The 11703-nt window shown below is 69.0% G+C and carries 11 protein-coding genes; 7 read left to right on the top strand and 4 right to left on the bottom strand.

All coding sequences use genetic code 11. The annotated features are described in order from the left end of the window. Nucleotides 1–32 precede the first annotated feature (32 nt). Both YWM_RS0104255 and YWM_RS0104250 read left to right on the top strand, forming a co-directional pair. Entirely contained in the window at nt 33–1013 is a 981-nt protein-coding gene (locus YWM_RS0104255; RefSeq protein ID WP_028849666.1) for a MaoC family dehydratase, read from the top strand. Next, on the top strand, nt 1010–1795 hold the full coding sequence (locus YWM_RS0104250) for an HpcH/HpaI aldolase/citrate lyase family protein (RefSeq protein ID WP_028849665.1): 786 nt from the start codon (nt 1010–1012) through the stop codon (nt 1793–1795). Before YWM_RS0104255 ends, YWM_RS0104250 begins: the two co-directional genes overlap by 4 nt. Here YWM_RS0104250 and YWM_RS22160 read toward each other — a convergent pair. The 3 genes from YWM_RS22160 to YWM_RS22155 all read right to left on the bottom strand — a co-directional run bounded on the left by YWM_RS22160 (nt 1770) and on the right by YWM_RS22155 (nt 5272). Then, a complete protein-coding gene (locus YWM_RS22160) occupies nt 1770–3644 on the bottom strand; it encodes an Hsp70 family protein (RefSeq protein ID WP_043659610.1) in 1875 nt (624 codons plus the stop codon). The two genes, YWM_RS0104250 and YWM_RS22160, sit on opposite strands and share 26 nt — an antisense overlap. Before the next feature lie 90 nt (nt 3645–3734). Beyond that, nucleotides 3735–3887 carry a hypothetical protein gene (locus tag YWM_RS26040; RefSeq protein WP_156914633.1) on the bottom strand — a complete coding sequence of 51 codons (153 nt, stop codon included), beginning with the start codon at nt 3885–3887 and terminating at the stop codon, nt 3735–3737. 185 nt (nt 3888–4072) lie between these two features. Continuing rightward, nucleotides 4073–5272, bottom strand: a complete 1200-nt coding sequence (locus YWM_RS22155) for a glycoside hydrolase family 64 protein (RefSeq protein ID WP_043659607.1) — start codon at nt 5270–5272, stop codon at nt 4073–4075. Nucleotides 5273–5455: 183 nt separating this feature from the next. Here YWM_RS22155 and YWM_RS0104225 point away from each other — a divergent pair, with 183 nt between their 5' ends. Together YWM_RS0104225 and YWM_RS0104220 are read left to right on the top strand one after the other, a co-directional pair. Further along, the gene (locus YWM_RS0104225; RefSeq protein WP_043659604.1) at nt 5456–7003 is read left to right on the top strand and encodes a CocE/NonD family hydrolase; all 1548 of its coding nucleotides are present in this window, start codon (nt 5456–5458) and stop codon (nt 7001–7003) included. 162 nt (nt 7004–7165) lie between these two features. Then, nucleotides 7166–8065 carry an alpha/beta fold hydrolase gene (locus tag YWM_RS0104220; RefSeq protein ID WP_028849662.1) on the top strand — a complete coding sequence of 300 codons (900 nt, stop codon included), beginning with the start codon at nt 7166–7168 and terminating at the stop codon, nt 8063–8065. Between the two features lie 249 nt (nt 8066–8314). On the opposite strand, the gene YWM_RS22150 is transcribed toward YWM_RS0104220, so the two are convergent. After that, nucleotides 8315–9241 carry a LysR family transcriptional regulator gene (locus tag YWM_RS22150; RefSeq protein WP_043659602.1) on the bottom strand — a complete coding sequence of 309 codons (927 nt, stop codon included), beginning with the start codon at nt 9239–9241 and terminating at the stop codon, nt 8315–8317. A gap of 72 nt (nt 9242–9313) precedes the next feature. Between YWM_RS22150 and YWM_RS0104210 the strand changes: the two genes are divergently transcribed. The 3 genes from YWM_RS0104210 to YWM_RS0104200 all read left to right on the top strand — a co-directional run bounded on the left by YWM_RS0104210 (nt 9314) and on the right by YWM_RS0104200 (nt 11683). Further along, complete coding sequence (locus YWM_RS0104210) at nt 9314–9499, top strand: hypothetical protein (RefSeq protein ID WP_156914632.1); 186 nt, start codon at nt 9314–9316, stop codon at nt 9497–9499. 97 nt (nt 9500–9596) lie between these two features. Further along, nucleotides 9597–10874 carry a hypothetical protein gene (locus tag YWM_RS0104205; protein WP_028849660.1) on the top strand — a complete coding sequence of 426 codons (1278 nt, stop codon included), beginning with the start codon at nt 9597–9599 and terminating at the stop codon, nt 10872–10874. Then, nucleotides 10871–11683 carry a hypothetical protein gene (locus YWM_RS0104200; RefSeq protein WP_156914631.1) on the top strand — a complete coding sequence of 271 codons (813 nt, stop codon included), beginning with the start codon at nt 10871–10873 and terminating at the stop codon, nt 11681–11683. Before YWM_RS0104205 ends, YWM_RS0104200 begins: the two co-directional genes overlap by 4 nt. Nucleotides 11684–11703: the final 20 nt, after the last annotated feature.

The following is an 11703-nucleotide window of genomic DNA, read 5'->3' as shown; positions in this document are numbered from 1 at the left end:
TGGGATGTCAACCCTCGCATACGGTTGGGCGCATGAATTGGCCGGATAAAGTCGAAGGCCCGTACTTCGACGAGCTGACCCGAGGACAGAAGTTCGCCGGTGCGCCGGGAGTGACCCTGACAGAAGGGCACGCGGCGGTCCACCAGGCCATCGTGGGCGACCGGATGCGCCTGCCGCTGGACCACGCGTTGTGCGCCGAGGTGACCGGGAACGACGCTCCGCTGGCGCACCCGGCACTGGTGTGGGACGTCGCGATCGGACAGTCGACCCTGGCGACGCATCACGTGCGGGCGAACCTGTTCTACCGAGGGCTGGCGTTCCGCCGCTTTCCCGTACTGGGGGACACGCTGCGCACGGTCACCGAGGTGGTCGGACTCCGGGAGAACAGCAGGCGCCCCGGCCGCAAGCCGACCGGAATGGCCGCGCTGCGCATCACGACCGTGGACCAGCACGATCGCCCGGTGCTGGACTTCTGGCGCTGCGCGATGCTGCCGCTGCGTCGTCCCGACCAGGAGACCGGGCACGCCGACGACCTGTCCGAGCTGGGCGCGGGCCCGCTGCCAAAGCCGCCGCTGGAGGACTGGCAGCTGGCGGCGTTCCGAGACCGGGTCCCGGGCGAGCACTTCGCCGATCTGACGGTCGGCCGCACGTGGCAGGTGGTCGGCGCCGACGTGGTTTCCAGCGCCCCCGAGCTGGCCAGGTTGACGCTGAACATCGCCCGCGCGCACCACGACGCCGCGGCCGCCGGAGGTACCCGGCTGGTGTACGGTGGCCACACCATCGGCCTGGCGCTCAGCCACACCACCCGGGCCCTGCCGAACATCGTCGCGGTCACCGCGTGGGACGGCTGCGACCACTTGGCACCTGTGCACGAGAACGACTCGCTGACCAGCGAGGTGGAGGTCACCGGTTTGCGCGCGTTGCCGGACGGCGGTGGGCTGGTCGACCTGCGGGTGGTGGTGAGCGCCGCCGAGCCCGTTCTGGACTGGCGCTTCACGGTGGTGATGGCATGACGGTGCTGGCCAGCGCTCGCACATTGCTGTTCGTCCCGGGCAATCGCCCGGATCGGTTCGCCAAAGCGGCCGCCAGCGGCGCGGACGCCGTGGTGCTCGACCTGGAGGACGCGGTCGCGCCGGAGCAGAAGCCTGCCGCGCGCGAGCACGTCGCCGAGTGGCTGAAGGCGGGCAACAGCGCGGTGGTCCGGGTCAACGCGGCGGGCACGCCGTGGCATGACGACGACGTCGCCGCGGTCGGCGACGTGGCCATGGCGCTGATGGTCCCCAAGGCCGAGCGGGCCGAAGACCTGCCGCGCGGCACGGTGATTCCCCTGGTGGAGACGGCCGCCGGGATCGACAACGCGCGGGCGGTGTGCTCGGCTCCCGGTGTGGTGCGGCCCGCGTTCGGCAGCGTCGACCTGGCCGCGGAGCTCGGGGTGGACCCGGCGTCCTACTACGCGCTGCTGCACGCCAGATCGGCTCTCGTGCTGGCTGCGGCCGCGGCCGGGTGCGCGCCGCCGGTGGACGGTGTGACGACGTCGTTGGACGAGGTCGGCCTGTTGCGGGCGGACACCGCGCACGCGGTGGAGCTGGGCTTCACCGGCAAGCTGTGCATCCACCCACGGCAGATCGAACACGTCCACGCGGCGCTGCGGCCGACGGACTCCGAGCTGGACTGGGCCCGCCGAGTGGTGGCCGCCGCCGACGGCGGGGTGAGCGTGGTGGACGGTCAGATGGTCGACCGGCCGGTGGTGCTGCGCGCCGAGCGGCTGCTCAGCCGGGGCGGGACGTTGCGGTAGCCGAGTCGAGCCGGTCGCACGGCACGGGGTTCAGATCGGAGGCGTCGGCCGTCCAGTAGATCCTGGTGAACGACGCAGCGAGCGCGTCTTCGGAGTACAGCAGCCATGGTGTGTCCACCGATTCCGGCTGCCACAGGTTGCCCGGGTGCTCGGCGATGCAGTGCAGCGGCACCGCGACGGTGATCCGCTGTCCCACCGGCAGTCGCTTCAGCAAGCCGTCGATCTCCACGCTGGCGTAGCACGGGTGATCGCACTGCACCTGGAGTGACACGTTGCCTTTCGGCGGCTTGAACACCGCGACGTTGAACACCAGGGCGGACTTGTCGTCACGGAAGTAGGACTGCAGGTCCTTCTTCCTGCCGCTTTGCAGGTAGACCTGGCCTTCGCCGGTCCAGATCACGTCCAGGTGGCCGTGGTCGATGCGCCCGGTGATGGTCTCGGTCTGCGCGCCGTCGTCGTCGATCTCCACGCCTGCCCACCTGTCGACCGGCGAGCCGACGTAGGCGCGCCATGGCGGGATGAGCTCGCCCTCGTCGAAAAGCGGCTCGTGCATGAGCGTTGTGGTCGGTCGCACCAACGGCGCCGGCGTCGGCACGAGGACAAGTGCCAGGACGAGCGCGACGACGGCCGCGACGGCTCCGGCGATGGTCACCGGAATCCACCGGCGACGCTTCTCGGGACCGGACGATTCGGGTGGCGTTGGCGGTGCGGTCGGTTTCGGCGGTGGACTGTGCCGGGGAGTCGGCCGTGGCGGCGGGGTCACCACCGTTCGTTTCGCAGGCCGCTTCGGTGGCTCCGTCCGCAGGCGTTCGGTGATGTGTGCAGCGCCCAGGGCCACCGTGTGCTTCGGATGCGCGGAGGTGCGTACCGGCCTGCCGAACTCCTGCGACAACAGCTGAGCGACCAGTGGAATGCGCGCCGAACCACCGGACAGCACGATCGCCTTGAGGTCCTTCGGCGCCAGCCTGGCCGACGACAGCGCACGACGGACCGCGTCGATGGTCGAGGTGAGCCGCGGCTTGATCAGGTCGTTGAACTCGAGCCGGGAGATCGACACCTCGGGCGAGTCCGGCAGCGGGACGCTGACTGTCACGTCCGGCTCGATGGACAAATCCTCCTTGGCCTTGACCGCCAGTTCGCGGATCCGACCGCGTAGCGCGGCCTGCTCCGGGTCCTTGGTGTCCAGCCGGGAGATGGCGCCGTCGACGCGGTTGTCGATCTCGGCGAGGAGAAGCTCGTCGAAGGCGTCCCCGCCCAGGTCGTCGATGGCCTCCGGGGTGCCGAGGACGTCCGCCCGGTCGGCGCGCAGGCGCAGGATCGTGATGTCGAATGTTTCGCCGCCCAGGTCGTAGACGGCGATGACGTCGCCCTCGTCGAACGGGTTCTGCTTGCAGTAGTGCGCCGCGACCGCCGTCGGTTCGCTGACCAGCTGGAAGTTGCTGATCCCGGCTAGCCGCGGGACCTCGGTGAACTGCTCGCGCCGGTAGGCGTTCCAGGTCGCCGGGTGGGTGAGCACCACGGCGGCGGGCGGCCGGTCGTGGACGCGCGTCACCTCGGCCATGATGTCGCGCAGCTGAGCCGCCATCAGTGCCGCCGCCGAGTACGGATGGCCGCCGAGGATCAGCGGCGACGGCTCACCCAGCTTCCGCTTGAACCCGCGCGCGAGGCGTTTCGGATCCTCGCCCTTCTCCGCTTCGACCCCGGTGACCAGGGTCGATTCATCATCCAAATAGGCGACGGACGGGACGACGACATTGGGTGGCAAGAAGACCGTGCGGACGCCGCTCGGGGCAGCCACGGCCGCGGCGGAGAACGAAATGCCGAGATCAACGCCCAGCCCGTACCGCACCTCGCCACCCCTTGTGACAGCGTCGACGCGTAGCTGCCGGGGAAACCGTACCGGACCGGTGCGAGATTTCGGTAAGGCTCGAACTCCAACTCAGCCGAGGTGGATGCCGCCGTTGACGTTGATCGTCTGTCCGGTGACGGCGGACCACCAGCACCACGTCGTGGCGTCGCGCGCCGGGCGCAGCGTGATCGCGCTGCCGATGTTGCGGCCTGCGTCGGTGATCAGCGCGGTCGGTCGAGACACCGTGAGCTTTCGTCCTGATCACCCGCGACGAGGCGGCCGCAGGTGTCCGGTCGCCTCGTCGAACGAGCGCAATTGTCCGGACCGGCCGCGGCGACCGGAACCCGTCGGACCGGCCCACACACCCCAGAACAGACCACTGCGCCCGCGGGCGGAGGGATCCCGCGGGCGCAGCGCGAAGGGCGTTGTTACTCGAACGAGGTGAGGGTGATGGCGGCCGACTGCGGGTTGCCGTCGTGCACCAGGGATTCCTGTGCCATCACGTCGTCGAACGGGAAGCCGTAGGCCCGGCCGTCGACCATGTTCTCGTGGATCAGCCGCGAGTAGTGGTTGGTCAGATCCTCGCGGTAGAAGTCCGCCGCCGGGTCACCGCCGGGCTGCACGTCGATCTTGTGCAGCGTGCCACGGTGCAGCGCCGCGCACAGCGTGCGGGCGATCGGCCCGACGACCTCGTCGTTCGGGGCGTGCAGGTTGCCGTCGCAACCCCAGACGTCCGCGGTGGAAGGCTTGTCGAACGTGGCGACCTGCTGACCGCTGGTGTCGGTGAAGGCCATGGTCGATCCCGACGTGCGCCCGATGAACTTCGTGTCCGGCTGGTCGGCGAACGGCACCACGGTCAGGTCCTTGTCCGTGTAGGCGTTCCATGCCTGGTCGATGTACGGGTCGAGGTAGTTGGCATCGAGCAGACCGGCTTCGGCCGCCTTGCCGGGCGCGAGCGCACGCAGCACCGTTCCGTCGCCGCGGGTCACGATGGTGTCCCCCCATCCGGCCTGGTCACGCAGGCCGTCGAACACCGCGTTGCGGCCACCCGGCTTGAGCTCGCCGCGGGTCTGCGTGGTGCCGTCCGCGCCGGTCACCGACACCGCGTGCGGAACGGCGAACATGTCCACCTGGGTGCTGTTCAGCCACAGGCCCTCGTCGTTGTAGGTCAGCTCGCTCCAGTCGAAGAGGATGTCGTGGTTGGGGTCGCTCGGGTTCCACGGCGCGGGCTGCACCAGACCGTCCGGGGTCAGGAAGAACTCGAGTTCGTCGCCGAACGACATGTAGATCCGGCCGGACAGACCCTTCGGGATGTTGACCGTCGTCGACTCGCCGGCGGCGGGTCCGGGGATGGAGACGTCCGGCGCGGGCGACGGCGGGTTGGATCCCGGCGGCCATGCGCTGAAGTCACCGGCCTGGTCGACGTAACCCAGCTGGCCGTCCTTGATGCCGAGCACGTAGAGGTGCACTTGCTCGGACCGGCCGCTGTCGTTGGTGACGGTCACCGGCAGCTTGTCCGGTGCGGCGGCGCTCTGCGCTGACGCCGAGGGCATGACCGCGATCGCTGAGGCCGCGATGCCTGCGGCCACCGCAGCGAGCGCGCCGAACCACTTCGTTCGTACTCGCATGTCGACTCCTTGTGTGCAGGGGTGCCAGCCAGTGTGGGTCGACTGCGCGCGTGCTGTGGCGGTGATCACCGAGCGGCGGGGAGAGTCTGCCCGAGCTACCCACGACACGGTGCACTTCCGCGCACCCTTCGCGTCCGTTCGGTCGTTACTGTCGCGTATTCGATCAACGAAGCGAGGTGCTTGATGGGGAACGTTCGCAGGTTCGGTTCCGCATTGGTTGCTGTGCTGGCCGGGGTTTCGCTGGGGGTGGGGGCCGCGCCTGCAGCGTCCGCGGCGGCCATCGTCACCGAAGGCTGTCTGGAGAGCGTGCCGGATCCGGGCACGTCGACACCGGTGTCGATCTGCTACACGCTCTACCAGCCGCCGAACACCGGCGCGGACAACCAGGTCCCGGTGATCTTCGAAGGTCACGGCTGGGGCGGCAACAGGCAGACCGATCCGTCGGCGTTTTCCTCGCTGATCGATGCTGGGTTCGGTGTCCTCAGCTTCGACCAGCGCGGATTCGGCGACAGTGGCGGCAAGGCGCATCTGATGCGCCCGGAGGTCGAGGGCAAGGACGTGCAGCGGCTGATCGACTTCGTCGCCGAGCAGCCGTGGGTGGCCAAGGATGCTCCGGGTGATCCGGTGCTCGGCGCGATGGGCGGCTCCTACGGCGGCGGGTATCAGTTCGTCGGCGCGATGAGCGAGATCATGGAGAAGTCGGCCACCCGCTTCGACGCACTCGCGCCGGAGATCACCTGGCACAGCCTGAGCGAGAGCTTGGCGCCGCAAGGGGTGGCCAGGACCGAATGGGCATTGCTGCTCTACCTGGGCGGCCTGCCGTCGGACGCGCACACCACGACGGTGACCAAGGCGCTGCTCGAGGCGCTGGTGACCGGCAACATCCCGGTGTCGCTGGAGAAGTTCCTCGAGCGCAACGGCCCGGCGTTCCACGTGGCGGAGGGCCGCAAGCTGGACATCCCGGTGCTGATGCGGCAGGGCCTGACGGACAACCTGTTCCCGATGGATCAAGCCATCAAGACCTACGACAAGCTGCTCACTCCCGAGGCGCGCGAACGCAGCGTGTTGATCGGGCACAACGGCGGCCACGTGCTGCCGAGCGTCATCCCGCCCGGCACCAACGACGCGCTGGCGTCGTTGGCAGGCGGGACCGTGGAGTCCGACCCGTGCTCGAAGGAGCTGGGCGGCACGTTCGGCGAACTGCGGTTGAAGTTCTTCCAGCGTGAGCTGCAGGGCAAGGACGTGGACATCCCCGGCGAAGGGCAGTACCACCTGGCCACGGCCGACGGACGTTGCCAGACGGTGTCGAGCGTGCAGGCGAACACGACGGTCGAACTGGGCAAGACGGCCAACCTGGTCGGGGTCGGCGCGCCGATCGCGGTGCCGATCAAGTCGGGCCCGCTCACCGTGGCAGGCACGCCGACGCTGGACGCCAAGGTCACGTCACTGGCACTGGACGGCCGCATGTTCGTCTCGCTCGCGGTGGGCACGAGCCCGCTGAACGCCAAGATCGTGCAGAACAACATGTTGCCGATCCGCGAGCCGGGCATCGTGGTGGACAAGCCGCGCAAGGACATCGAACTGCCGTCGGTCGCGGTCGACGTGCCGGCGGGGAAGACGTTGTACCTGCTGGTCACCCCGATCTCGGACATGTCGTTCGGGCACGGCAGCCGGGTGCCGGGCGCGATGATCCTGAAGGGCATGAAGATCCACCTGCCGCTGGTCGGCTGACCTCGTCACATCGGCCGGGTGTCCCTCGTCAGTGATCGGGAGCACGCCCGGAGGACGGTGCCGCGTGAACGCGCGTGAACGTATCCTCCGTGGTAGTGGCACTTGATCCTCCGTTCGAGGGGCACCCGGCCTCGAGGGGCACCGGGACATTCGGGAGGTGGCATGGCTGAGCAATTCGCGCGCGGTGTCAACGACGGAATCGACCTGTGTTTCGAGACGTTCGGCGACCCGACCGGGGAGCCGTTGCTGCTGATCATCGGGCTCGGCTCGCCGATGACGTGGTGGGACACCGAGTTCTGCGAGATGCTCGCCGACCGCGGGTTCTACGTGGTCCGGTTCGACAACCGGGACAGCGGCCGGTCCACGTGGCTGGACGGCGAGGTGGATCTCGCGCGTGCGTTGCTGCTGCGCCGCGCGCCGTACCGCCTCGAGGACATGGCCCGGGACACCGTCGGCCTGCTCGACCACCTCGGGTTGTCCCAGGTGCACCTGGTCGGCGCGTCGATGGGCGGCATGATCGCTCAGCTGATAGCGCTCGACTACTCCTCGCGCGTCCGCTCCCTCACCTCCGTCATGTCGAACACCGGGAGCAAGCTGGTGGGGAGGCCGACGTTGACGGGGTGGCGGACGCTGTTGCTGTCCGCCCCGCAAGATCGCGACGGCTACATCGAGCACCAGGTACGGGTGGCCCACCGGTTGCACTCGCCCGGGTTCGGGGTGGACGAGGAGCGCGTGCGCAGGCGCGCGATCGAAAGCTACGAGCGCGGGCTCAATCCGGACGGTCGGGCCCGGCAGTTCGCGGCGATCCTGGCCGCGCCGGACCGGACACCCCGGCTGCGCCAGCTCCGCGTGCCGACCACGGTCATCCACGGCACCGACGACCACTTGGTGAACGTCAGCGGGGGGTTGGCCACCGCGCGGGCGATCCCGGGCGCGGAGCTGCACGTGATCAACGGGCTGGGGCACGAGCTGCCGCCCGCGTTGTGGCCGCGGTGCGTGCGGTACATCGAGCACACCGCGGAGCGGGCCGCCGCGGCGGCGCCCGAGCACAGCTCGCACTGACGCGGCACTGTTTGCGGTAGCGCCCGGGCACAGCACGCACCGACGCCGCGATGCTTGCGGCGGCGCCCGCACACAGCGCGCACGACGCCGCGATGCTGGCGGCGGCGCCCGCGCACAGCCCCCGCTGACATGGCGCTGCATGCGCCGACGGCGAGTCCTACCCGGCCCCTGATGCTCGGCTCGCCATGGTCAGGGGCTGCTGCGAGCAGGCCCCGGTCCAGGGTCAGCGCGGCCCGCCGCACAGTCGGTTCAGCTTGCGGCTGCCAACGCCACCCGGTCCTCGACCACTTCCTCCAGTGCCCGCAGGGCCTGCTGGATCTGCGGGCTCTGCCGGCTGCCCCGCCGCACACACGTCATGATCTGCCGGGTCGGCACCGGCTCGACGGTCAGCGGCAGCCGCACCAGCTCGTACCGCGCGGGTAGCTCGGTGAGCCGCGGGACCAGCGAGATCCCCAACCCGCACGCGACCAAAGCGGCCACCGCGCTCCAGTCGGTGGCGTGGTGCGCCACGTGCGGCGTGAACCCGGCGACCGCGCAGGCGACCATGGCGCGATCGTGGTGGTCGCACGTCCCAGGCACCGGCAGGATCCACGGCTCGCACCCGGCGTCGGCCAACGCGAGCTTCTTCTTCTTGGTGAGTGGGTGATCGGCCGGGACCAGCAGGTCCAGCGGCTCGGACATCATCGGCTGCTGATCGAACCGGGGGTCGTCCGGTGCCGGGCCGCTGTCGGTCGGCGTCAACAGCAGCACGTCGGTCTCGTCGGCCAGCAGCAGCTTGAACCCTTCCTCCGACTCGCTCTCCCGCACGGTCACCTGCAGCCCGGGATTGCGTTCCTGCAGCAGGACGGCCGCCGGGGCGATGAGCGCCATCGCGGTGGGGAAGCCGCTCAACCGCAGCATCCCGGAAGCGCCCGCGCGGAAGGCCTCCAGCGCCGAACGGGCCTCCTCCCAGCGCGCCAACAGATCGTCCGCGTGCTTGACCAGCACCAGGGCGGCCGGGGTCAAGCGAACCTTTCGGCCGTGCGGCTCGAGCAGCGGCGTCTGCAACTCGCGCGCCAACTCGCGAATCTGGTGCGACACCGCCGACGGCGTCAGGTGGAGCGCGGCGGCCGCGGCGGTCACCGTGCCGTGCTGGTGAACGGACCGCAGGACCTGCAGCCGGCGAAGGTCAATCATGAAGAGAAATTAGACAATACTTCGAAGAAATATGCAATGGACCTCAACGGTGAACGCGTCCAGTATGGAGGTATGACCACCGCGACCCTCTCCACCGCCACGACCGAGACCCGTACCGGCTACACGATCGTTTCCCGCCATCGCACCAGCCAGGGCGAAGTGCTCTACGTGCGCTGCGACGCGTGCCAGAGGTTGCGCATGCTCAGCGCCGTTGCAGTCGCCGGCGGACACGCCGAGGCGTGCCCCTTCTGCCGCTGAATTACGCCAATTCGGTCATTCCGCCGGTATCCCCACCAGCAGCGCCGTATCGTCAGACCAACTTGGCGGTACGGCGCTGCTGTTCGGGGAGGGGAGCATGGGGAAGAACCCTGCCGACGAGCACGGGTCGGACATTTCCGCGTACCCGGAAGTCGAGAAGGATGGCGCGGGTCGCCGCATCGGTGAGGGCGGGCCGCCGCTGACCACCGGCCTGTTCAAGACGGCGGACGACATCGTCGACGCGGTCCAGGGTGAGGCCACGGGCGGGGAGACCGCGAAAGCTCTGGCTACCGACATCGGCATGCTTGCCGCGGGCGCCGTGCTGACCATCAAGGACCCGTTCTACATGCTGGCCGACTTCGGCCTGACCATGGTCTTCGAGCTGGTCGAGCCACTGAACGAGCTGGTCGAGGAAGTCACCGGGGATCCGGACGAGATGGACCGGCTGGAGCGGGTCTGGGAGCAGGTGCAGCAGGCGACCGAGGCGCTCAGCGAAGAGGTCGCGGAAGCCGTGGACAGCAAGATTCCGACCTGGTCGGGTCAGGCAGCGCAGGCGGCGAAAGGGTTCATGGCCGCGCTGCAGAAATCGATCTGGGGCATGGCGCAGGAGGCCTATCAGGTCCGGGAGGTGCTGCAGGGCGCCAAAGCCGTCGCCGAGGCGCTGTTCGCGATCATCAAAAGCATCCTCGCCGAGCTCGTCGCGTGGTTGATCATGCGGGGACTGATCGCGCTGGCCAACAGCACCTGGAGTTTCGGCGCCTCCATCGCCGAGTTCATGCTGTCCGGCGCCATCAAGGCGCAGCAGGCGGTGACCCGAGCGATCGAGAAGATCCAGAAGGCGGTCGGCATCTTCGGCAAACTGGTCGGGCTGCTGGCCAAGTTCATGAACGGCAAAGGCAAGCCCTTGATCAAGGCGGTGCTGACACGTGCCGGTGTGACGGCCGGCCTCCAGGGTGGAAAGGCGGTCGCGAAGGCCTTGCTCGCCCACCCGAAGTCGGCGCACATCCCGCCGGGGCTCGGCGAGGGTGGTCCGGGCTGTTTCGACGTCGACGTCAGCGAGCTGGAAGCGTTGGGGGTCGAGATGGACCGGATCTCCACCAACGCGGGCAAGATCGAGGCGGTGGCCCGGGAGGCTGCCGCGGGCAACGACCTCACCTGGGGCGCTCCCGGTCTGTTCCTCAAGGGCAGTTACGACCAGGCCTGCCAGGAGTTCCTCGACCTGCTCACCGCGTGCGCTCCGGCCTGCCAAGGAGCGGGAGAACGGGTGAAGTCGGCAGGCAAGGTGTACAGCGAGATCGACGGCGGATTCGCCAGCGAGCTGAACGGGCTGGCGCCGAAAATCGGTGACGTGCAGCCGAAGGCGACCGTCACGTGAGTGCTCCGGGGGCACGACGGCAGGTCTTTGCGCACGCCATGGTCGGGTTCGCCTTGGTCGGCGTGCCGCTGGCGGCCGGTGCGTACTACCTGGCGATCAATGCTGCGCTGAAGGAAGATCCGGCGCTCGCGGTCAAGGGCGCCTGCTTCAGTGCAGTTTTCGCCGTGCCCGGGGCCTTGACGTGGCTGTTCGGCGGGCGACGCCCCGGGGACTGGGCGATGTACGCGATCTACGTGAACGTGTGGACTGCGCTGGGCCTGGCTTTCCCCATGGTCTTCTTCGTCGCCCTGGGTGAGGAGAACCCTTGGCGCTGGCTGATCGTTGGTGCCGGTTTGCTGGCGATGCCGCTCATCCTGGTTGCCTCTTTCGCGCTGGCGGCCCGGGCCGCGCGCATGCTGACTTTGCCCGTGTCGGCGGCGATGGCGGACAGTTCCTATCACTGGCCCATTCCGCTGCGCGGTCTGCGGCGCACCATGCTGGTGGTCGGCACGAAGGTGATCGAGGTCCGCAGGCAATCGATACCGGTGCTCGACTTCTTCGACATCGACCACCACAGCGGCGGCACCAAGTACCCGTTGACCAAGGTGACCTGGGTGTGGGACGCCACGACGAACGGCGAGGCGCCCGCCACCCTGCCGAAAGCACTCAAGGTCGATGTCGAGACGATCTCCGGCCCGGCGGTCGGTTTGCGGGTGGATGGTCACGAGTGGGTCCTGCCCGTCGATCGTCCGGCCGAAGTCGTCGCGCTGCTGCAGCGCCGGATCGAGCGAGCCAACGCCGCCGCGGACACCAGTCGTGCCCCTCGGTAACCGGGAAAAAGGTTGGACGG

It is taken from the genome of Thermocrispum municipale DSM 44069, from assembly GCF_000427825.1.
In the GTDB taxonomy this organism is placed as follows: domain Bacteria; phylum Actinomycetota; class Actinomycetes; order Mycobacteriales; family Pseudonocardiaceae; genus Thermocrispum; species Thermocrispum municipale.
Note: the sequence above shows the minus strand (reverse complement) of the source record. Positions and strands in the feature narration are given on the sequence as shown.

Coding starts and splice junctions, on each gene's coding strand:
- YWM_RS0104255 (WP_028849666.1), top strand. CDS start 33: ATGAATTGGCCGGATAAAGTCGAAGGCCCGTACTTCGACGAGCTGACC.
- YWM_RS0104250 (WP_028849665.1), top strand. CDS start 1,010: ATGACGGTGCTGGCCAGCGCTCGCACATTGCTGTTCGTCCCGGGCAAT.
- YWM_RS22155 (WP_043659607.1), bottom strand. CDS start 5,272: ATGCGAGTACGAACGAAGTGGTTCGGCGCGCTCGCTGCGGTGGCCGCA.
- YWM_RS0104225 (WP_043659604.1), top strand. CDS start 5,456: ATGGGGAACGTTCGCAGGTTCGGTTCCGCATTGGTTGCTGTGCTGGCC.
- YWM_RS0104220 (WP_028849662.1), top strand. CDS start 7,166: ATGGCTGAGCAATTCGCGCGCGGTGTCAACGACGGAATCGACCTGTGT.
- YWM_RS22150 (WP_043659602.1), bottom strand. CDS start 9,241: ATGATTGACCTTCGCCGGCTGCAGGTCCTGCGGTCCGTTCACCAGCAC.
- YWM_RS0104210 (WP_156914632.1), top strand. CDS start 9,314: ATGACCACCGCGACCCTCTCCACCGCCACGACCGAGACCCGTACCGGC.
- YWM_RS0104205 (WP_028849660.1), top strand. CDS start 9,597: ATGGGGAAGAACCCTGCCGACGAGCACGGGTCGGACATTTCCGCGTAC.